Annotated in this window: 23 protein-coding genes, 1 tRNA gene, 1 other RNA gene and 1 pseudogene; 22 read left to right on the top strand and 4 right to left on the bottom strand. The window is 45.6% G+C overall.

The genetic code is table 11. The annotated features are described in order from the left end of the window. The first annotated feature begins 14 nt into the window (after nt 1-14). The 3 genes from B0680_RS00690 to mnmA are packed head-to-tail and all read left to right on the top strand — an operon-like array spanning nt 15 to nt 1,787. Nucleotides 15-227 carry a type II toxin-antitoxin system VapB family antitoxin gene (locus B0680_RS00690; RefSeq protein ID WP_078253132.1) on the top strand — a complete coding sequence of 71 codons (213 nt, stop codon included), beginning with the start codon at nt 15-17 and terminating at the stop codon, nt 225-227. Then, nucleotides 224-625, top strand: a complete 402-nt coding sequence (vapC, locus tag B0680_RS00685; protein ID WP_078253131.1) for a type II toxin-antitoxin system VapC family toxin — start codon at nt 224-226, stop codon at nt 623-625. Before B0680_RS00690 ends, vapC begins: the two co-directional genes overlap by 4 nt. Nucleotides 626-638: 13 nt before the next feature. Beyond that, the gene (gene mnmA / locus B0680_RS00680; RefSeq protein ID WP_078253130.1) at nt 639-1,787 is read left to right on the top strand and encodes a tRNA 2-thiouridine(34) synthase MnmA; all 1,149 of its coding nucleotides are present in this window, start codon (nt 639-641) and stop codon (nt 1,785-1,787) included. Nucleotides 1,788-1,899: 112 nt separating this feature from the next. On the opposite strand, the gene B0680_RS00675 is transcribed toward mnmA, so the two are convergent. Then, entirely contained in the window at nt 1,900-2,694 is a 795-nt protein-coding gene (locus B0680_RS00675; RefSeq protein ID WP_143821318.1) for a hypothetical protein, read from the bottom strand. A 224-nt stretch (nt 2,695-2,918) separates the two neighbouring features. On the opposite strand from B0680_RS00675, the gene purB reads away from it, so the two are divergent. Continuing rightward, nucleotides 2,919-4,307: an adenylosuccinate lyase gene (purB, locus tag B0680_RS00670; RefSeq protein ID WP_078253128.1), complete on the top strand. Its 1,389-nt coding sequence runs from the start codon at nt 2,919-2,921 to the stop codon at nt 4,305-4,307. 156 nt (nt 4,308-4,463) lie between these two features. On the opposite strand, the gene B0680_RS00665 is transcribed toward purB, so the two are convergent. Beyond that, the gene (locus B0680_RS00665; RefSeq protein WP_078253127.1) at nt 4,464-4,664 is read right to left on the bottom strand and encodes a hypothetical protein; all 201 of its coding nucleotides are present in this window, start codon (nt 4,662-4,664) and stop codon (nt 4,464-4,466) included. Between the two features lie 268 nt (nt 4,665-4,932). On the opposite strand from B0680_RS00665, the gene alaS reads away from it, so the two are divergent. The 15 genes and pseudogenes from alaS (at nt 4,933) to B0680_RS00585 (ending at nt 17,900) form a co-directional block, all read left to right on the top strand. Further along, complete coding sequence (gene alaS, locus B0680_RS00660; protein WP_078253126.1) at nt 4,933-7,584, top strand: alanine--tRNA ligase; 2,652 nt, start codon at nt 4,933-4,935, stop codon at nt 7,582-7,584. 218 nt (nt 7,585-7,802) lie between these two features. Further along, nucleotides 7,803-9,089: an aspartate kinase gene (locus tag B0680_RS00655; RefSeq protein WP_078253125.1), complete on the top strand. Its 1,287-nt coding sequence runs from the start codon at nt 7,803-7,805 to the stop codon at nt 9,087-9,089. A gap of 230 nt (nt 9,090-9,319) precedes the next feature. Then, nucleotides 9,320-9,487: pseudogene (csrA, locus tag B0680_RS00650) on the top strand (carbon storage regulator CsrA); the annotation flags it as partial. Between the two features lie 94 nt (nt 9,488-9,581). Then, nucleotides 9,582-9,929 carry a HopJ type III effector protein gene (locus B0680_RS00645; RefSeq protein ID WP_078253124.1) on the top strand — a complete coding sequence of 116 codons (348 nt, stop codon included), beginning with the start codon at nt 9,582-9,584 and terminating at the stop codon, nt 9,927-9,929. A 258-nt stretch (nt 9,930-10,187) separates the two neighbouring features. Next, nucleotides 10,188-10,424, top strand: a complete 237-nt coding sequence (rpmB, locus tag B0680_RS00635; RefSeq protein WP_076554403.1) for a 50S ribosomal protein L28 — start codon at nt 10,188-10,190, stop codon at nt 10,422-10,424. A 36-nt stretch (nt 10,425-10,460) separates the two neighbouring features. Continuing rightward, on the top strand, nt 10,461-10,616 hold the full coding sequence (gene rpmG / locus B0680_RS00630; protein ID WP_078253122.1) for a 50S ribosomal protein L33: 156 nt from the start codon (nt 10,461-10,463) through the stop codon (nt 10,614-10,616). A gap of 189 nt (nt 10,617-10,805) precedes the next feature. Continuing rightward, nucleotides 10,806-10,998: non-coding RNA, 6S RNA (ssrS, locus tag B0680_RS00625), on the top strand. Between the two features lie 123 nt (nt 10,999-11,121). Then, a tRNA-Asn gene (locus tag B0680_RS00620) sits at nt 11,122-11,197 on the top strand. A gap of 258 nt (nt 11,198-11,455) precedes the next feature. Beyond that, nucleotides 11,456-11,890, top strand: coding sequence for a hypothetical protein (locus B0680_RS00615; protein ID WP_143821317.1), 435 nt, complete (start codon nt 11,456-11,458; stop codon nt 11,888-11,890). Nucleotides 11,891-12,008: 118 nt separating this feature from the next. Beyond that, nucleotides 12,009-13,457 carry an L-lactate permease gene (locus tag B0680_RS00610; protein WP_158078280.1) on the top strand — a complete coding sequence of 483 codons (1,449 nt, stop codon included), beginning with the start codon at nt 12,009-12,011 and terminating at the stop codon, nt 13,455-13,457. A 176-nt stretch (nt 13,458-13,633) separates the two neighbouring features. Further along, nucleotides 13,634-14,752, top strand: a complete 1,119-nt coding sequence (gene asd, locus B0680_RS00605; protein ID WP_078253224.1) for an aspartate-semialdehyde dehydrogenase — start codon at nt 13,634-13,636, stop codon at nt 14,750-14,752. A gap of 202 nt (nt 14,753-14,954) precedes the next feature. Then, nucleotides 14,955-15,950, top strand: a complete 996-nt coding sequence (locus tag B0680_RS00600; protein WP_228143723.1) for an asparaginase domain-containing protein — start codon at nt 14,955-14,957, stop codon at nt 15,948-15,950. Next, nucleotides 15,947-16,780 carry a tRNA pseudouridine(38-40) synthase TruA gene (gene truA / locus B0680_RS00595; protein WP_078253118.1) on the top strand — a complete coding sequence of 278 codons (834 nt, stop codon included), beginning with the start codon at nt 15,947-15,949 and terminating at the stop codon, nt 16,778-16,780. The genes B0680_RS00600 and truA overlap by 4 nt, the downstream gene beginning before the upstream one ends. A gap of 64 nt (nt 16,781-16,844) precedes the next feature. After that, entirely contained in the window at nt 16,845-17,066 is a 222-nt protein-coding gene (gene infA / locus B0680_RS00590; protein ID WP_029102801.1) for a translation initiation factor IF-1, read from the top strand. A gap of 174 nt (nt 17,067-17,240) precedes the next feature. Then, nucleotides 17,241-17,900: a lipase family alpha/beta hydrolase gene (locus B0680_RS00585; protein WP_078253117.1), complete on the top strand. Its 660-nt coding sequence runs from the start codon at nt 17,241-17,243 to the stop codon at nt 17,898-17,900. A gap of 215 nt (nt 17,901-18,115) precedes the next feature. Here the strand turns inward: B0680_RS00585 and B0680_RS00580 are convergent, their stop codons facing one another. Beyond that, nucleotides 18,116-18,784, bottom strand: coding sequence for an alpha/beta hydrolase (locus B0680_RS00580; RefSeq protein ID WP_078253116.1), 669 nt, complete (start codon nt 18,782-18,784; stop codon nt 18,116-18,118). Nucleotides 18,785-18,914: 130 nt separating this feature from the next. Between B0680_RS00580 and B0680_RS00575 the strand changes: the two genes are divergently transcribed. From B0680_RS00575 to B0680_RS00565, 3 genes are all read left to right on the top strand, one after another. Continuing rightward, nucleotides 18,915-19,187, top strand: a complete 273-nt coding sequence (locus B0680_RS00575) for a hypothetical protein (RefSeq protein ID WP_143821316.1) — start codon at nt 18,915-18,917, stop codon at nt 19,185-19,187. A gap of 137 nt (nt 19,188-19,324) precedes the next feature. Continuing rightward, a complete protein-coding gene (gene ypfJ / locus B0680_RS00570) occupies nt 19,325-20,224 on the top strand; it encodes a KPN_02809 family neutral zinc metallopeptidase (RefSeq protein WP_078253114.1) in 900 nt (299 codons plus the stop codon). Nucleotides 20,225-20,303: 79 nt separating this feature from the next. After that, nucleotides 20,304-21,179 carry an ATP-binding protein gene (locus tag B0680_RS00565; protein WP_078253113.1) on the top strand — a complete coding sequence of 292 codons (876 nt, stop codon included), beginning with the start codon at nt 20,304-20,306 and terminating at the stop codon, nt 21,177-21,179. 164 nt (nt 21,180-21,343) lie between these two features. Here the strand turns inward: B0680_RS00565 and B0680_RS00560 are convergent, their stop codons facing one another. Further along, on the bottom strand, nt 21,344-21,817 hold the full coding sequence (locus B0680_RS00560; protein ID WP_078253112.1) for a hypothetical protein: 474 nt from the start codon (nt 21,815-21,817) through the stop codon (nt 21,344-21,346). Nucleotides 21,818-21,851: the final 34 nt, after the last annotated feature.

Raw genomic sequence — 21,851 nt, 5'->3', positions numbered from 1 at the left:
CCTAAGGATAGCTTATGCAAATTGGTTCTGTTATGATTGATGATGGCTTGATTGAGCAAGCCATGAAAAGCACTGGACTGGATAGTCAAAGCGATGTGATTGAGCAAGGCTTAAGGCTTTTGATTGCTCATCACGCCCAGCAAAACTTGCGTGCATTGCGTGGTAAGCTGTCTTGGGATGGGGATTTGGCTCAACTGCGTGATAATTCTCATGGGACAAGCGTATGATTGCCGTTGATACCAGTGTTTGGATTGACTATTTTAATGGTCGCCAAACACCACAGACTGAAACCTTGGACAATCACTTGCAATTTTCACAAATAGCGATTTTTGATGTGATTTTAATGGAAATACTACAAGGTTTCCGCAATCCAAAAGAATATGAACAAGCCAAAACATATCTAGAATTATTGCCCTGTTTTGAGATTTTAGGCAAACAAAATGCCTTAAGCTACGCACAGTTTTATCGCACACTTCGCACAAAAGGTATCACCATCCGCAAAAGCAATGATGTTATGATTGCAGGCTTTTGTATTTTGCATAATTTACCCTTGCTTTTTTGTGATAGAGATTTTCAGCCTTTTGTTGAGCATTTGAATTTAACATCCGCTTTTTATCATCATTAATTTAAGAAAAACTATGACCACACCCTTTACCCTAGCTGATGTCGCAAGCACACTTGGCAAAGCACCCAAAGACATCAAAGTCATCGTCGGTATGTCTGGCGGTGTTGATAGCTCCGTCTCTGCCGTACTTTTAAAAGAAGCAGGCTTTGCCGTTGAAGGCTTGTTTATGAAAAATTGGGAAGAAGACGACGGCACCGAATACTGCACCGCTCTTGAAGACCTAGCAGATGCCCAAGCCGTTGCCGATAGCATTGATATTCACCTACATACCGCCAATTTTGCGATGGAATATTGGGACAGAGTATTTGAGCATTTTTTGGCAGAATATGGCGCAGGTCGCACGCCCAACCCTGATATTTTGTGCAATAAAGAAGTTAAATTCAAAGCCTTTTTGGATTATGCACTCACCTTAGGGGCGGATTTTATCGCCACAGGGCATTATGCTCGCCGTGGCTTTGCTGTAGATGGCAAGGCAGAGCTACTTCGTGGGCTTGATGGCAACAAAGACCAAAGCTATTTTTTGCACGCGGTCAGTGGGGATAAAATCGCTCGCACCCTATTTCCTGTGGGCGAACTTGAAAAGCCTGCCGTGCGTGCCATTGCCGAAAAGTGCAATCTTGCCACTGCCAAGAAAAAAGACAGCACAGGCATTTGCTTTATTGGTGAGCGTAAGTTCAAAGACTTTTTACAAACTTATCTACCCGCTAAACAAGGCGACATCTATACCGATGATGGCGTGCGTATCGGCAAGCACGATGGTCTTATGTACTATACCATCGGTCAGCGTGGCGGGATTGGCATTGGCGGGGTATCGGGTCGCCCTGAAGAGCCTTGGTTTGTCCTACATAAAGACCTTGACAATAACCGCCTAATCGTCGGTCAAGGGCATGAACATCCCTATCTGATGTCCACCGAACTCACCGCTTATAAGCTGGATTGGGTGGTTGCACCGCCTGCCGATGGGGCGAGATTGACCGCCAAAACTCGCTATCGCCAACCTGACCAAACTTGCACCGTATATCATGATGACGATAAAGTCAAAGTGGTGTTTGATGAGCCACAACGAGCCGTGACTTTGGGGCAATCTGTCGTCTTTTATGATGGTGATGTGTGCTTGGGCGGTGGTGTGATTGATTGGTGCAATGCAAAAGTAGGTAGCTAAAAAGTCGCATTAAGACTAATAAAGGCTAATCAATCTAGCGTACGCCCCATATTTAAGAAACCATCCAAATAATCGGGGCGTCTGCACTATTTATCATATTTATCAGCATCTATTATTTTGATAAATGCTGATAAATCTTACCAGCCTGACCTTCAAGCTCCTTTAGACAGGTTTGGGTATTGTCTGCCACAGCTTGTGATACAGCCGCATAGTTATTGGCTTGCCACTGCTCTAGCGTTTTTGGTGCTGACTTGATGTCACATAAATATCCATAAGCCTTATCATTATTCCAGCTGTTTTGAAAGGTTACATAAAGCTCGTTATTGAGCTCATAACTTTCTTTACCAACCAATTTTGGATAAATTAACGCAAATCTTTGAGCGGTGACTGTTACTTTGGTTAAAGGCTGGTGAGCTGGAGCTAGTCCATCATGATGAGCAATGAGCCAGTTTTCAAAAGCAGGCTTGGCGACATCCAAAATAGGATTGGGGAATGTAGGTTCTAACACCTTACCCTTTAATTCATCTTTTGAAAAGCCTTGCGGTGCATAAGTGCCACCTGTGGCAAGCACGCCCACCGTTACCAAAGCGCTCAATGCTGCAGTTCTACGCCGTTGTACGATGGTTAGGTTTGGTTCTGTAGCGGGTACCCTATCTCGCAAAATCAGCTCAATACCACCTGTATTTGTAGCCAGCTGATTTTGATGCTTAACCTTAAAGGCGTTCTTTTCATAATTGCTTTGCTTTTGGCGTATTTTGGCTTCATCCTCAGGCTTGACGTTTTGGGTCGTGGCACAGCCCGCCAACACCACACTAATAGCAATTGCAAGACATCCGTATTTCATATATTCATTCCTTTTGCCAAAAAAAGTTATGCCCGCAATTATAATCCCATTTGCATCCCACATTCAAGAACAAAATTAACCCATATACACATTACTCTACCTGCCATACATACTCATTTACTAAGTAATAAAAATTACCGCCCCATCAACACAAGCTAAGTCAAACCTGCTAACAATTCATAAAATTTGTGCAACACAGCCACTTTTTGACCACAAATCCCCAAAACTGTGTAAACTTTTGTTATAATACGCCAAGCTCTTTTTCTTGATGATTTTAAGGATTGCCCATGACCCTATCTACCCTTACCGCCCTATCACCCCTTGACGGTCGCTATGCATCAAAAGTCGATGCACTTCGCCCTTTTTTGTCTGAATTTGGTCTGATTCACGCTCGTGTCACTGTGGAAGTTCGCTGGCTACAAGCCCTAGCCAATCACCCAGAGATTGGTGAAATCGCCCCATTTTCAGCAGAGACCAATGCTCGCCTTGATGCGATTGTGGCGAATTTTTCTGAAAGCGACGCCGAGCGCATCAAAGAAATCGAACGCACCACCAACCACGATGTCAAAGCGGTTGAATATTTCCTAAAAGAACAAATTGCCGATATCGCAGAGCTTGCCAATGCCGGTGAATTTATCCATTTTGCCTGTACTTCAGAAGACATCAACAACCTATCGCACGCCTTGATGCTCAAATCTGGTCGTGATGTGCTTGTGGCAAGTATGCAAAAAATCGTCGATGAAATCGCCGCTCTTGCTGACAAACACGCAGGTCAACCAATGCTGTCTCGTACACATGGCCAAACCGCCAGCCCAACCACTTTGGGTAAAGAAATGGCGAATGTCGCTTATCGCCTACATCGTCAAGTTCAGCAGTTCAAGGCAGTAGAATTATTAGGTAAAATTAACGGCGCGGTCGGTAACTACAACGCTCATCTGTCTGCTTATCCTACCATTGATTGGCCAAAGCACTCAAAAGCATTTGTAGAAAGCCTTGGTTTGACCTTTAACCCATATACCACACAGATTGAGCCGCACGACTATATGGCAGAGATGTTTGATGCCTTGCGTCGTTTTAACACCATTTTGATTGACTTTAACCGTGATGTTTGGGGTTATATTTCACTGGGTTATTTCAAACAAAAACTAAAAGAAGGTGAAGTTGGTTCATCAACCATGCCGCACAAAGTCAATCCGATTGATTTTGAAAATTCAGAAGGTAATCTAGGCATTGCCAATGCCGTATTGGCTCATTTAGGCGAAAAACTACCAATCTCTCGCTGGCAGCGTGATTTGACCGATTCAACAGTGCTGCGCAATATGGGCGTTGGCTTTGCCCAAAGCTTGATTGCTTTTGATGCCTGCCTAAAAGGTATTGGTAAGCTTGAGCTGAATGCCGACCGCTTGGCAGAAGACCTTGATAATGCTCAAGAAGTGCTTGCCGAGCCAATCCAAACCGTGATGCGTCGTTATAATGTCGAAAAACCATACGAAAAACTCAAAGCCCTAACTCGTGGTCAGGCGATGACTCGTGAGATGATGGTAAACTTCGTCAATGGTGATGAATTGGCAACCGTGCCAGCAGCCGACCGTGAACGCCTAGCTGTCATGACCCCTGCGACTTATACAGGTAATGCCGAAGCGCAAGCCCGTGCGTTAAAAGATTATTTGAAATAATGATTTAAAATAATCCTTTATGTAACACAAAATAGCGACTAATAACGGTCGCTATTTTTTGCTATATGCAATGCACCACTTTGGTATCGCTTTAACATAAAAAACCGCATTAACATTAAATGGCTAATGCGGTTAATTTTTTTGTGTCAAACTTAATCAGTTTTTGCCACCAGTCAAGGCACTGATCTTTTTGGTGACAACCACCGCCACAGGCAAGCTAATCACTGCACCGACGACGATTGCGCCGGCAATATACATCGCTTTATCAAAGCCTGTCACAAAGGCAATAATCATCAAAATCCCAATAATCACAGTGAACGCAATCGAAAAAATAGCACTAAATAATGGTAAATTCATCTTAACACCCCATTGATTGTGTGGAATACTATAGTTATACACCTTTTTTGCACAAATGTTAAGTACTTTTACAAAAATTTCCATAAAAATTTTGTGGGTTTGATTATTTAATCAAAAATTTGAGTAATTTTGAATGAATTGCCTGTTATTTACCAATTTTTATGCTAAAATTAAGCGTTTTTGGTTGGCAATTTGCTAAGCCACCACCCTTTTATGATGCAAAAACTGCAAAATCTAAATTCGCCAACATTCGGCAAAGGATTTTTTTATGAAAACCATGACATTGAACGAAGTTCGTCAAGCTTTTATTGATTTTTTTGTTAGTAAAAATCACACCCATGTACCATCATCAAGCCTAATCCCGCACAATGACCCAACCTTGCTGTTTACCAACGCAGGGATGAACCAATTCAAAGATACTTTTCTAGGTCTAGAAAAGCGTGATTATGTGCGTGCCGTCACTTCCCAAAAATGCGTGCGTGCAGGCGGTAAGCACAATGACCTTGATAATGTCGGCTATACAGCACGCCATCACACCTTCTTTGAGATGCTTGGCAACTTCTCTTTTGGTGATTATTTTAAGGCGAACGCCATCGCTTATGCGTGGGAGTTTTTGACTTCAGAAGATTGGCTTGCCCTGCCAAAAGACCGCCTATATGTCACCATCTATGAGACCGATGATGAAGCCTTTGATATTTGGCACAAAGACATCGGACTTGCACCTGAGCGCATCATCCGTATCGGTGATAACAAAGGCGGTGCGTATCAATCGGACAACTTCTGGATGATGGGCGATACTGGCCCATGCGGTCCATGCACTGAGATTTTTTATGACCACGGCGACCACATCGAAGGCGGTCTGCCAGGCACACCAGAAGAAGATGGCGACCGCTATATCGAAGTGTGGAACTGCGTCTTTATGCAGTTCAACCGCCAAAAAGACGGTACGATGGAAGCTCTGCCAAAGCCATCGGTCGATACCGGTATGGGTCTTGAGCGTATCAGCGCCATCATGCAAGGCGTACACGGCAACTACGAAGTGGATGTCTTTGTCAATCTGATGAATGCCGCCGCCAAGCTACTTGGCATCGAAAACCAAGACCAGCCATCACTTAAGGTCATCGCCGACCATATCCGTGCAGTGTCGTTCCTAATCGCTGATGGTGTACGCCCAAGCAACGAAGGTCGTGGCTATGTGCTACGCCGTATCATCCGCCGTGCTGTGCGTCATGGTAATAAGCTTGGTGCTGACGGCGTATTCTTTTATCAAATGGTGCCTGCTTTGGCAGCCGAGATGGGTGCAGCCTACCCACAGCTGAACGAAAAGCTGAATGAAGTCCAAGTCGTCATCCAAAAAGAAGAAGAGCAATTCGCCAAAACCCTAGCTCAAGGCCTACGCCTACTCTCAGGCGAGCTTGAGAAGCTTAATAACGGCGATACGCTAGATGGCGAAACTGTGTTCAAGCTATATGATACTTATGGTTTCCCTGTCGATTTGACCGCTGACATCGCTCGTGAGCGTGATATTAGCATTGACGAAGAAGGCTTTGAGACGCATATGCAGGCACAGCGTGAGCGTGCTCGTGATGCGGGTAAATTTGATGTCGATTATTCAGCTGCCATCAAGGTGGACACCCCAACACAGTTCTTGGGTTATGATAGCCTAGCCGCTGACACTGATATCGTGGGTCTATACCAAGATGGCAAAGAAGTACAAACGCTTGCTGAAGGCGATACAGGCGTGATTGTCCTGACTGCGACGCCATTTTATGCCGAAGGTGGTGGCCAAGTCGGTGAAACAGGCGAAATCAGCACCGAGACAGGTGTGTTTGCTGTCGAAGACACCAAAAAATCAGGTCAAGCCATTATCCATCATGGCACAGTGAAAATGGGTCAAATCACGGCGAAACAGGCGGCTAGCGCTCAAGTGATCTTTGATGTGCGTGCTGCATCCGCCAAGAACCACTCAGCCACCCACCTACTGCACGCTGCGCTACGCACTGTGCTTGGTGATGGCGTCGCCCAAAAAGGCTCATTGGTCTCAAGCGAAGTGCTACGCTTTGACTTCTCATACGATGGTAGCATCTCAGCGGATGAATTGGCGCAAGTCGAACGCTTGGTCAATGAACAAATCCAAAAGAACACCGCAGTCAGCATCGAGCACATGGACATCGATAGCGCGATGAAAAAAGGCGCGATGGCGCTATTTGGCGAAAAATATGGCGAAACTGTGCGTGTACTGACAATGGGCGAAAAAGCGGACAAAACGCCATTTTCTATCGAGCTGTGCGGTGGTATCCATGTCCTACGCACAGGCGATATCGGTATGTTCAAGATTACATCAGAAAGCGGTATCGCTGCTGGTATCCGCCGTGTCGAAGCCTTGACCGGCATGGGTGCACTACGCTATATCCAAGCTGGTGAACGCACCCTGACCACATTGGCAAACAACCTAAAAGCCAAGCGCAACGAAATCTTGCCACGCATCACAAGCCAAAGCGAGAAACAGCGTGAACTTGAAAAGCAAATCGAACAGCTGAACCAAAAGCTAGCCAGCGTACAAGCAGTAAGCCTAGTGGATAACGCCATCAGCGTTGGTGACTATCAGCTACTCATCGCCAAAGTCGCAGGCATCGATGGCAAGAGCATTCGTGGCTTGACCGATACGCTCAAATCACGCCTAAATAATGCCGTCATCGTCCTAGTCGGCGAGACCGATGACCTTGCTATCACCGCAAGCGTCGCCAAAGGTGCTCAAGACAAGCTCAAAGCAGGCGACATCATCCGTCATCTGGCAGGTGAGCTAGGCGGTAAAGGCGGCGGCAAGCCTGACTATGCTCAAGGCGGCGCACCAAAATCGGATAAATTGGTAAGCGTGCTTGATGCACTGACTGCCAAGCTTACTGCGGATTTGGCATAAGCTTATCCCAAATCATCCGATGCAATTTGTTGCAAATGTGCCAAAATAGGTCGGTTTTATCCATTTGGCACATTGCAGGTATTGCATCAAGATTGATGAAACTTGGGCAGAAGTTGGGATTTTCTGCCTAAATTGTTGTATTTATTGGCATTGTCGTAGCATTTTATGATAATGCACCACCCCGACCCGTATTTGGGTTAGACTACAAGGCAAATGTAATGGCACTAATCGTACAAAAATACGGCGGCACTTCGATGGGTAACATCAGCCGCATCAAAAATGTCGCTCAGCGCGTCAAGCGTTGGCACGACAATGGTCATCAAGTCGTCGTTGTCGTCTCGGCAATGAGTGGCGAAACCAACCGACTGATTGGTTTGGCTCGTGAAATTACGACCGAACCGAGTGGCCGTGAATATGACCAAATGGTCTGCACAGGTGAGCAGGTTTCGATTTCTCTACTATCAATGGCACTACAGTCAATCGGCGTACAAGCCAAATCAATGACCGGCGGTCAAGTTGCCATTCGCACCGATGAGACGCACACCAAAGCCCGTATTCAAAGTATCGATACTGATGCCATCATGAATGAACTGAATGCTGGTCGTGTCGTGGTCGTTGCAGGCTTTCAGGGTATCAATGAACATGGCGATGTCACTACACTAGGTCGTGGTGGTTCGGACACTACAGGCGTTGCCCTAGCTGCCGCCCTAAAAGCTGACGAATGCCAAATCTACACCGATGTCGATGGCGTCTATACCACCGACCCACGAGTCACTTCAAAAGCCAAAAAACTCTCAAAAATCACCTTTGAAGAGATGATTGAGATGGCAAGCTTAGGCTCAAAAGTCCTACAAATCCGCTCTGTCGAATTTGCAGGCAAATACCATGTGCCACTGCGTGTATTATCAAGCTTTGATGACAATGCAGATGGTGTATATGATGATAACTTTAAACAAAATGTAGGCACACTTATCACGATTGATGAAGGAGACGATATGGAACGTGCAGTAATTTCTGGCATTGCATTCAACCGAGACGAAGCAAAAATCGTGGTGCGTGGCGTGCCTGACCGCCCAGGTATCGCATCAGCCATCCTAAGCCCAGTCAGCGCTGCCAATATCGAAATCGATATGATTATCCAAAATGCGTCACAAGAAGGCTATACTGATTTTAGCTTTACTGTACAGCGTGGCGACTTTGACAAAACCCTAAAAATCCTAAACGAGCGTGTCAAAGACGAAATCGGCGCAACCGAAGTCTTTGGTGCGAACGATGTGGTCAAAGTCTCAATCGTCGGTGTCGGTATGCGTTCACACGCAGGTGTGGCAAGCAAAATGTTTGACACTCTAGCAAGCAACAACATCAACCTACAAATGATCTCAACCAGCGAAATCAAAGTGTCTGTACTGATCCAAGAACAACACCTAGAAAAAGCGGTCAAAGAGCTACACACCGCCTTTGGTCTGGATCGTGAAGATGGCGAAAGTAAAGTAGCTGGTCTATAAGTAGCCATCAATGTAACTGTTGATTGAGTTTTTCAAAGATTTCGTTAAACAAAATACAACGAAATCGGCAGAAAAATTACTGACAATGTGCCTAATGCAGATTATAATATCTCATTAGGCATTTTTGTGGGCAAAATTTAGACAGCCCATTCACCAATCAACTTGATTGATAAAACGGATATCAAGGCTAACAATAACGATTGAGTTGATGAGTTTTTAAGGAGTTTATCATGCTAATCCTAACCCGCCGTGTCGGCGAAACCCTAATGATTGGCGACGAAGTCAGCGTCACCGTGCTTGGCGTCAAAGGCAACCAAGTTCGCCTAGGTGTCAATGCCCCAAAAGACATCGCCGTCCACCGTGAAGAAATCTATCAACGCATTCAGCACGAACGCTCAATGCAAATGCACATGAGCCACCTAGAACAAGGCGGTAACTTTGCACCACCATCATTTGATGATGACGACTACTTTAACCGCTAATGGGTGATGTATGAGCACAACAGACATCTCTCGCCTACTAGCAGGCATCGCCAACCAAAACCTAAAATTCGCTGATGTGATTGCTTTTATCGAAGCCAATTATCACTACACGCCAGTTGAATTTAGCAATGGCGAAGTGGTCAATCCAGCAGGCACAAACGAAGGCAGTGCCAAAGTATTTAGCCTAGCTAAGCTACACGGTCTAAATCAAATCGACACCCTATCGCTATTTGCTGAGCATTATCAATCAGTGCTTGGCACACTAGATGGCGATGACCATGCCAATATCCGCAACTTTATGCACTACGGTTGGCACGGTTTTGGGATGCCGACACTGGCACTCAAGCCAAAAGCTTAATTTGATTTATCCGCCCGACCACTTGAAAGCAGCCAAAACACTTGTCAAGTGATTTTATTTCGTGTATAATTCGGGCTTTAATTTTTTCTGCTACTTCTTGATTGTCGTCGCCTTTAACGGTAAGCAAAGAGTGGCCTAACCATAAAAAGTCACACTTTATTTGTGCCGTGTCCATACCACAAATAAATAAGCACCAAAGCTGTGACTGGCACACCTGATACCGCTCAATATCCGTGCCGCTAAGATTAGGAGTTCACCATGTCTCGAGTCTGTCAAGTGACTGGAAAACGCCCACAAGTGGGTAACAATGTATCACACGCGAACAACAAAACTCGCCGTCGTTTCCTTCCAAACCTACACAACCATCGTTTTTGGGTAGAGTCCGAGAACCGTTTTGTTCGTCTACGCGTTTCATCTAAAGGTATGCGTATCATTGACAAGCATGGCATCGATAAAGTGCTTGCTGACCTACGCGCCCAAGGTCAAAAAATCTAATTTGACCCCACATACCATTAGTTAAAGGATACGATCATGAGAGATAAAATTAAACTAGTTTCTACTGCTGGTACTGGTTATTTCTACACTACCACCAAGAACAAGCGTACTATGCCTGGCAAAATGGAAATCAAAAAATTTGATCCAAAAGTTCGCCAGCACGTTCTATTCAAAGAAGCAAAAATCAAATAATTTGCTACTTGAACGCACAATGCCTGTTGAGATTTCAATGGGCATTTTTTTGCATTATTGCCAGCCATTTACCTGAACACTTGGCAACATTTTTAGTAAAAATTAATTAAAATCAAATAGTTGCCCAATAAGCTCCTTGATATTATTCAAGCACAGCACTTGAAAAATTCGCTCATTTTTGCTATAATAAGCACACTGAAGTACTCGCCAGTGAAGCGTATTCCTGAGCCGATAATCTTATTTTAGGATTTGGGTTCAATGTTTCTGTTGTGCAGGCCTGCATCCTTGTGATGAATCAGGAAGCCGTAATGAGCATTACTCTTATCCGCCTTGAACTTCACGGTTCATGGTCACCCCTTTACAGCGGTACTTTGGTTCTTTTTTGCATTCACCGATTTAAAAAAAATCGAATTTTTCGAAAATTTTTTGCAAAAAAGTGTTGACAGGTCAAAATAACCTGCTATAATACGCACCATCTTAAGCGAACAGCGAAAGATACCGACATTCCCCAATAGCTCAGTCGGTAGAGCATCGGACTGTTAATCCGTGTGTCCCTGGTTCGAGCCCAGGTTGGGGAGCCATATTCAAGAAAGCCTTTCTCATGTAGAAAGGCTTTTTTATTTGTCTTTTTTTACACCACCCTACTTCCTTCTCTTATTATTTGATATCACATATCAAAATATCCATCATTTATTGTTATAGATTTGCAAATTATGTATAATTATATTATACTATTTCTATAAAGCAAACGGATCCGTCTTAATGAATAGCTTCATGATGTAGTTGTTTGGCAAAGCTTAGCTGATCAGATACATCACACAATCAAGAGGATGAAGATTATGTCGCTATCCACCAGTCTAAAAGAACGCACTTTCGGTATTGTCGCTTTGATTATTGTGGCGCTTGCAGCTGCCTACTGTATTTCACAGCTGACCATCTCGGTCGGCGGTGGTGTCAGCATGAAAATGGCGACAGACGGGCAATACTATCTGTATCATGACGGCGAATATGTCGCCAACACTCAAGGATTTCACGGTCATGATGACCATCTACTCGCCTATAACAGCCTAGTCTATGGTACGACAGGCGCAGGTACGCAGACAGCATATGTCGCCATTGATGCTTGTACGGGCAATAGCTTCATCACGGATAATGATGGTGATTTTGCAAGTCATCTAGATAGCCTGCAAGTCCCTGCAAGCGATCGTGATTTTGCCAATGGCAAAGACGCCAAAGCACTAAAATCAGATGGCTTTGGTATCGAATGCGCCTAAGACTAAGCTTTAGATTAAACGGATTAAACGACAGTTACGCAGTTAGTGATTGTTGATAACAAAGAAACGGTATATCATGGATATGCCGTTTCTTTGTTTTAATGATGATGGATGTGACATGGTTGTCTTGATATTACCCATTTTAATCAGTTTATTTACCATGCTTGTGCTACGCAAAAGTAGTACGACCGCCGGTATCATTGGCGTACTGTCTGCCGCCGTATTAGCACTATGGCATGACAACTTAACAATGAATACCACCATCATGACGCAATCACTGATCAATACGACGATTTTGTCCCTGACGGCGTTTTGTGTGATTTTGCCCGGTCTGGCACTTGGCACGCTACTTGACCGTTATCAGTACAATTCGAACATTCGTCACTTCTTGACAAACCTACCTGTCAAGACACACCACAAGGTACTGCTATTATTATTCGGGCTATTGCCTGCGGTGGAGTCTATCACAGGCTTTGGCATTTCGCTAATTTTGGCAATTCCTATTTTATTCTCATTATTTCGTGCTGATGTTGCTGGTCGATTATCCATGCTTAGCATGAATACCATCTCATGGGGTACGCTTGGATTATCGACACTTGTCGGTGCAAAGATTGCTGGCATAGATAGCGCAGTCTTGGGGATGACTACCGCTTATTTTATGCCATTGATGTTATTGCTGTTTTGTTTGGTTGCATTTCGATTGCTTGGTGATGGATTACAGCTACAAGATATTATATTTGCCATTTTATTAATTTCATTATTTAGCATATCGCTATATACCGCCAATCGCTTTGGCTTGGTGGAATTGGCAGGAGTGATTGCAGGGTTTGTTAATTTCTTGGTGTTTGGTGCTTATTTGTTATACCGTGCCAAACAAAATCCAATGCACAGTTTTATGAACTTTTTGGCAGTGATGACACCTTATCTGCTTGTGGTTGCTTTTGTCATCAGCATCAAAGCATTGGTGAATCATTATCCTATACTGCTTGATATAAGCACCTTGCATGGTTATGGTGTGAATTTTGTCTTTTTTGCCAGCCCCTGTCTTGCCATCTTGATGACCATTGCGGTGATTGCCGTTCGCCATCGACATCATCGTGTGCAATTTCCCCTTGTCAAAGCGCTCAAAGCTTGTGCTACTTTGTTTATTTTTATCTTGCTTGCACAGCTGATGAATTTTGCAGGGTTTATCACACAGCTGATGGCAATGCTTGATGGTATGGACAATATTTGGCTATTTGTGCTGATGATGCCACTGTTTGCGATGTTAAGCGGTTTTGTGACAGGTTCGAACTTGGGTGGCAATGCACTGCTGATGGATATCAGTAGCAAGCTTGGTGATAGTCTTGGTCAAGGTGTGTTATTTTCTGCCATCCAAAATGCCGGTGCAGGCTTTGCGGTATTTGCATCCATGCCTATGATTATTCTTATCTGTACCATCGCCAGCCAAAACAAACACGGTGGCGCATTGGACGAAAAATCCCTACTCGCCTTTGGGCTAAAGCTACTTATCGGTGTGTATCTGATGATGGTGCTGACGCTTGTTGTGCTGATACGCTTTGTGTAGCCAATATCAAACCACAAGTTTTAACCAACCCAAAAAATTAGTGTACAAAAGTTCATAAAAACACTTGATTTTTTGGTCATAACAAGGCATAGTTATCTATTCATTCTCGCCCAATCGTGATGGTCTTGATTGGGTCATTTCACCAAGCAAAAGGTAGTTTTAACATGGCAGAAAAAATGGTAGTTGGTCTGGTTGGCTGGCGCGGTATGGTTGGTTCTGTACTGATGGCTCGTATGGTTGAAGAAGGGGATTTTGCACACATTACCCCAGTATTCTTCTCAACGAGCAATGCTGGTGGCAAAGCCCCTGATTTTGGCGTGGATGCAGGCACTCTAAAAGATGCCAATGACATCACCGAGCTTGCCAAATGCGACACCATTATCACCTGCCAAGGCGGTGACTACACCAAAGCCGTACATGGCAAACTGCGTGACAGCGGTTGGAATGGCTACTGGATTGATGCAGCTAGCTCACTGCGTATGGATGATGACGCCATCATTATCCTAGACCCAGTCAATCGTGATGTGATTGATGCCGCCCTAGCCAATGGCAAAAAAGACTTTATCGGTGGTAACTGCACCGTCAGCCTAATGCTGATGGCAATCGGTGAGCTATTCCGCCGTGGCTGGGTAGAATGGGTATCAGCGATGACTTATCAAGCCGCATCAGGCGCTGGCGCAAACAATATGCGTGAGCTAATCAGCGGTATGGGTGTACTGCGTGATTCGGTCGCTGATAAGCTTGCTGACCCTGCTTCTGCCATCCTTGAGATTGACAAGACCATCGCCGATACACAGCGTAGCGATAGCTTCCCAAAACAGCACTTCGGTGCAGTATTGGCAGGCAGTCTGATTCCTTATATCGACAGTCAGCTTGAAAACGGTCAATCTCGTGAAGAGTGGAAAGGTCAAGCCGAAACCAATAAAATCCTTGGCAAATCAGGTGATGAGCTCATCAATATCGATGGTATCTGCGTGCGTATCGGTGCGATGCGTTGCCACAGCCAAGCACTGACCATCAAGCTTACCCAAGACATCCCACTAGAAGAAATCGAAGCGGCACTGCGTGAAAGCGACAACCCTTGGCTAGATGTCGTCGAAAATGACAAACCTGCAAGCATGGAGCGTCTAACGCCTGTGGCTGTGACTGGTACGCTAAATGTCGCCGTTGGTCGTCTGCGTAAGATGAACATGGGCGGTGAGTACCTGACTGCCTTTACCGTTGGTGACCAACTACTGTGGGGTGCTGCTGAGCCACTACGCCGTATGCTTGCCATCGTACAAGGTCGCATCTAAGCCTAGTGTGAGCTAGTTTGAGCGTTTCACCGCTATTTTGGCGTGTGCAAGAGCCATTTATGTCCTATCGCGGCATAAATGGTTTTTTTATTTAACCAAGACACGCCTTGTGGTGGGTGCGGTGGCTTTACCGATGATTTGATGTGCTTTTTTGGTGGCTTTGCTTTATAATACGCCTAAGCTTTTTTGATTGATGATTCTTATGACCACACCCATTCATCTGATTTATGCAGGCGGTACTTTTGGCAGTCATGGCACGCCCTTATCACCCCTGCCTGCCGATGTGTTTTTGCCGATTTTGACCGAGCGTTTAGCTGAGCAAAATTATCACATTCGCGTGCTTGATAATGATGTCATCAAAGATTCTAGCACCTTGACACCGACGGAGTTTGTGCATTTTTATCGCATTATCCTTGATGCTTATGCTACTGGTGTGCGTCGATTTGTGCTATTGACAGGGACGGATACGCTCAGCTTTTTGGCGGCATTTTTGGCACACGCTTTGGCGGATTTACCTGATATTAGCCTTGTGATTACAGGCAGTATGCAGCCGTTATTTATCCCTGAGCTTGTCGATTATCAGATTAATAAAGACAGCGATGCATGGACGAATCTTAGCGATGCGCTTGGCGTGGCATCAAAGCACACAGGTGTCTATGTGCAGTTTTATCATAAGAGCCTAATTGCCAATAATACCCAAAAAATCAACAGCCAAATCCATGATGCGTTTGATGGTGTGGTGGCAACTTTTGATAATGCCAATCATCATGCAGTGCCAAGCACAGCGATTGAACACAAAATCAACGAACTTGCCAACTTACAAACCCGTGCAAGCACCACCCACATCCATGCCATCTACGCCCTGCCCAATGCCACTGACATTTTGGCACAGTCCATCAGCCAAGCAGCCGCCAATGCGTGTGCCATTATCCTAATCGGCTACGGTGCAGGCAATCTGCCATCATCACTTGCCATCATCCATGCCATCGATGATGCCATCGCTCGTGGCGTGCGTATCATCTGCACGACGATGTGCCCATTTGGCGGTACGAACAGCAACTACGCAGCTGGCGCATGGCAATATGAGCATGGCATCTGGGCAGCAGGGACGCTAAGTATCGCGGGCATCTATGGGCAGGCGCTGTGGCTTAGCCTAAATGACAAGCTGTCTGATACACACTGGACGATCACCCCATGACACAAGATACCCAAACCGCCCAAAGCCGTGCGCAGGTTTATGCCGTCGGTATCGAGTTCATCGGGACGAACTATCGTGGCTGGCAACGCCAAATCGATGCCATCGGCGTCCAAGCCGTCATCGAAAACGCTCTATCCAAGATTGCCAACGAACCCATCGAGCTCATTGCCGCAGGTCGCACTGATGCTGGTGTCCATGCTGGCAATATGGTGGCGCATTTCACCACACACGCTCATCGCCCTGTCTATAACTGGCTGCGTGGTGTCAATAGTATGTTACCCGATGACATCGCTCTGCGCTGGATGGTGCCGATGCCGGATGATTTTCATGCTCGCTTTAGCGCCATCGCGCGTCGCTATCGCTACATCACGCTCAATCAGCCCTATCGCCCTGCCATCTTGCGCCATCAGGTGACCCATGAGTATGCACCGCTTGATATCGATAAGATGATACAGGCAAGCAAGCTTTTGGTCGGTACGCATGATTTTACAAGTTTTCGTGCGGCGGCTTGTCAGTCCAATCAGCCTGTACGCACAGTCAGCCATGCCGAGCTATTCACACATGGGGCGTATCTGGTGCTTGACATCCAAGCCGATGGTTTTTTGCACCATATGGTGCGTAACATCATGGGCGCACTGTTTGCCATCGGTCGTGGTGAGATGGCGGTGGATGAGCTGCTACCCCTAATTCATGCCAAAGATCGCACACTCGCCCCGCCGACCGCATCGGCTGATGGCTTATATTTTATCAATGCCTATTATCCAGAGCATTTGCAATCCTTGCTGCCTGATATGCCATTGACACCACTTTGGCTAAATTTACCAAAATAAGGCTATATTTTCATGATGAAAAATAGTATAATAGCCCAAATTTTTTAACGATATTGATGAGATTATGGCAAAAAAAGACGACATCATCGAATTTGAAGGCGAAGTAATCGACACTTTGCCAAACACCCTATTCAAAGTCCGCCTAGATAACGGACACGAAATCATCGCCCACATCTCGGGCAAAATGCGTAAGCACTACATCCGCATCTTGACAGGTGACAAGGTCAAGGTTGAGATGACCCCTTATGATTTGAGCAAAGGTCGCATCACTTATCGTGGTAAATAATCTACCAAGTTGATGACTTAGCTTTATTTTAAATCATTTTAACTCTTAAAAGATCCGAACGCTGGTTTGGGTCTTTTTTTATTGTATGTATTGTATGCTTTTTTGCGCGGTGGTTGATAGTCATTTTATAGATTTGTTATGATGTCAGTTCATCTAGGCAATATCATAGCATCAATGAATACACCCTTAACCATCCTAATTCACGGACTGCATCTAAATCCGTGGTATATGAAACCACTTGCCAAAAAGCTTGAAAATCATGGCTTATCAACCTATTGCTATGGCTACAAAAGCCTAAATCACCCCATCGCCAAACACAGTCAAGGACTGCACGAGTATCTGCTGACGCATCATGATCCTGCCAAGCCCATCAATCTGGTCGGACATAGCTTGGGCGGCCTTGTGATACGGCATTTTTTGGTGCATTATCCGATGTGGCAAGTTCATCGCTGTGTCACGCTTGGCACACCACATCAAGGTAGTCAGACGGCACACTTTGCGCACAAATATCTGCCACCACTGATTAAGCAATCCTACACAGGCGCACTCGACAGCACTTGTCCACTACCGCCGAGTGATGTTGAGATTGGTGTCATCGCAGGACATCGACCTGTTGGACTTGGTGTGCCATTGCTTGCGCTGTACAGCTACCAACGCAGGCATGATAGACTTGATAGACGACACGACGGCACGGTGCTACTGTCCGAAACTACCCTTGACCATGCGACGGATTATTTGGTTTTGCCCGTCAGTCATTCAGGACTGCTGACTGATAAGACGGTGGCGATGCAGACGCTACATTTTTTGCAGCATGGTCAATTTAATCATGCTTGATAATTGCCATCATTAATATAAAACCGACCAGACGGTTTGTAATTTTCCATCTTAACCAATTTTTCAAAGCTTACTTCTCAAACTTGCCATATCAAATCACATTTGATACAATGACAATTAAGCCCAACACTACTCCCACGGGGTGACTACGGTCGCCCAAAAGGTGGGGAAGCGTGTTGGGCTTTTTTTATTCTTGATAAGCGGTTATGGCTTAATCAAGACTTGGCAAATAACTCATTCATCCATTGACCAATCGCCTTAATCTGCGCTAGGCACACCTGATGCGCCATTGGATAAGTCGATAGCGTCGGGGATAGTCCAAGCGTTTCAAGTGATGCTTTGGCTCGTGCACCAAGTACAGGCGGGACGATGTCATCAAAGTCGCCATGATCGATTTTGACGGCGATGTCTTGGTTGATGCCGACGCTTGAGATTTCATTGCTGGTGGCAAAATAAGTCGATAAAGCGAGCAATCCGCCAAGCTTGCGAGTATTGGTCAAGACGGTGTGATACGCCACCGCCCCACCTTGCGAAAAGCCTGCGATGATGATGTTTTGGCTATCGATACCTGCGCTGATTTGCTCATCAATCAGCACATTGATGGCATCTGCTGATGCAGCGATTTGGGCGACATCCACCTTGCGATCGAGCGTCATCTCAAGGATGTCATACCACGCCGGCATGATATAGCCACCATTGATCGTCACAGGAATCTGCGGTGCGTGCGGAAAAATAAATCGCACACCCACATCACCTGACAAGCCAAGCTCGGGGACAATCGGCTCAAAATCATGACCGCTCGCCCCCAAGCCATGCAGCCAAATCACCGCATGAGTGATGGGTAGGTTATTTGGGTTGTGCTGGGCGATGACACTTTTTAGCATAAATCATTCCTAAAATCAGTAATACCGCCAATCTTACGCCCAATGTGCCAAAATTGCAAGTCAATCACGCTTGCCAAGTCGCCACCAAACCGCTTATACTAACTACTCATAATGACAAGGCATCCGCATGATGGCACGCACAGACAGTTCGCAGACTTACAAAGTAATGATTGGGATATTTATTGCCATCACCTTTATGGTGTGTGCAGTGGTGGTCAGTCATCATCGGGGTGGATTTGATACATCGCACACCCATCATCATGACAGTCACGACAGTCATCACTCCCATCACAGCCAGCAGCAGGATTTGGCAAATATGCATACATCAGATACAAGCCAAGCTGACGCCATCAAAGGTTATTGGTGGTCGCCACTGGTGCATATGGCGACTTGTGCACACTAAGCTCATCCCCGTCACCGACCATCACGGTGCGACTTTTGTAAAATATCGTAACCCATCACCCATCTGCGACGGCATTTTTCGTATAATAATCCCATTTTAATCATTTTCCAAAATCAAATTCAACAAAAGGTGAATCTATGCAGTGGCGTGGTCGCAGACAAAGTAGCAATATCGAAGACAGACGCGGTGGCGGTGCCAAAAAAGCAGGCGGTATCAGTATCGTCGGTCTGATTATTGCGCTGATTTTATGGCAAGTATTTGGCATCAGCCCCGAGACCACGCTAGGCGTCACGCAACAAATCCAAAATGCCAACACGCCTGCCACCACTCCCGCTACCGAAACGGCGGATATGGCAGAATCTCGTGAATTTGTGGCAACGGTGCTTGCCGATACCGAAGAAGTCTGGACGCCGATTTTTAATCAGCTTGGCAAGACTTATCAAGCGCCGACCCTTGTGCTATTTAGCGGTGCGGTGCAATCTGCGTGCGGTTCGGCAACTTCTGCTAGCGGGCCGTTTTATTGTCCTGCTGACCAAAAGGTGTATTTGGACACGGGATTTTTTCGTGATATGAGAACCCAAATGGACATCGGCGGTGAACAAAACAACACCGAACTGACTCGCAATGACCAAGCAGGCGACTTCGCCCAAGCCTATGTCATCGCCCACGAAGTCGGTCATCATGTGCAGACGCTACTCGGCATCTCAAGCCAAGTCCGCCAAGCACAAGCACAGGCAAGCAAGGCTACCGCCAATAACCTATCTGTCCGCCAAGAGCTACAAGCCGACTGCTTTGCTGGGCTATGGGCACGCCACAATCACGAACGCACGCAGTTCCTACAACAAGGCGACATCGAAGAAGCGCTGGATGCCGCCGAAAAAATCGGTGATGACTACCTACAGCACAAGGCACAAGGCCATGCCGTCCCTGATAGCTTTACGCATGGCACGAGCGCACAGCGTAAGCAGTGGTTCTATCGTGGCTTTGAAACTGGTGACATTAAGCAGTGCGATACCTTTGCCACACGCAATATTTGATGGTAATTTGCTAAAAAATTGGGGTACAATGGCGTATCCCAATTTTTTATTTTTTGATTTGTATGATTAAGGATATGCCATGACTTTGCCAAATGAACTCATTGACCTGCTAACCCAATACCTAAGCGAGCGTACCACACAGCCTATTAGCATCGATGCTGATGTGCTCGCCTATCGCTGGGTGGGCGGTCTGCATGGTAAGCTTGTGCCGATTGATGTGAGTTTCGGTGGGGATTTGGCGGATTTGCTTGGTATTGATACCCAAAAAGACAAACTCATCGCCAACACCGAGCAGTTCTTGGCTCGCCTGCCTGCCAACCATGTGCTGATGACAGGCACTCGTGGCGCAGGCAAGTCATCGCTGATTCGTGCCCTACTCAAAGCCTATCACCACAAGGGGCTACGCATCATCGAAGTGGCTCGTGATGACCTATTGCACCTTGATAAAATTCGCCAAGCCATCAAAACTGCCGCCAAAAGTGGCAATCCCAATCGCTACATCATCTACTGTGATGATTTGGCATTTAATGCCCAAGATGAGAATTATCGCACCCTAAAAAGCGTACTCGATGGCGCACTCGACAGCGAACAAAATAACCTACTCGTCTATGCCACCAGTAACCGCCGTCATCTGCTACCACAGCTGATGAAAGACAATGTCAATATTTATAATGGTCAAACCGATGAAGTCAATCCTTATGAGACCATCGATGAGACGGTGTCACTATCAGACCGCTTTGGGATTTGGCTGTCGTTTTATCCGATGAATCAAGCACTGTATCTAGACATCGTCAAGCATCTACTTGCCAAGCATGGTATCAGCTATGATGACACCATCGAAGCTGAGGCGCTCAAATGGGCAAGCACTCGGGGCGGCCGCTCGGGGCGTGTGGCGTATCAATTTAGCCAACATTGGGCAGGGATGACTAGGCTAAACCAAATCATGGAAGACTGATATATGACAGTTGCACCGGCATTTTTTCTGATATTTGTTCTGCTGTTGGTGATGGGTTGTACCAGTACACCGTGCTAAAGCACGCTAAAAATGTCCATATTTTTTATGGCGGGGTTTGAATATGTTGAGTGTTATTCTTTTGTCCAACTTAGGGGTTAAGCTAATCAATTAAGAACCCACTGTTCTTCACCGCTTTCATCAGTATATCGATGGACAATGTTATAGGGGCATAGTACTACAAACCACCAACCAAGATATCCATTTTCTTCATCAAGCTTATTCATAGCCTCTTCACCTATCCAAACATCTTTTAGCAGTTGACAAGCCTGCTTAGCATCCATCTTGGCTAATGCCTTATTAATCTCTTTATTGCCGTCATTGGTTATTAAACGACAATAATTTTGAACAAGCAGGTATTCTAGCGCAAGAAAAAATGCCGTTTCGTTATCATAAATAATTTCTTCACATGGCTGTATACGTCCCTCGCCAACTACGCAAACAACATCCCAAAGAAAGAAGAGTTCTGAGGCGAAATGTTCATTTATGAAAGTATGAGTAATTAATGCAATCTGTAGTGGTACACTAATCCCGCAGTCCTCAATAAGTGGTACAATATCATAAAAATGAGGATAAACCATGAGACGACCAAGACGAAGTGTAGTGGTACACTAA

This window comes from Moraxella pluranimalium (assembly GCF_002014825.1).
Classification (GTDB): Bacteria; Pseudomonadota; Gammaproteobacteria; order Pseudomonadales; family Moraxellaceae; genus Moraxella; species Moraxella pluranimalium.
This window is presented reverse-complemented; position numbering and strand designations above follow the sequence as displayed.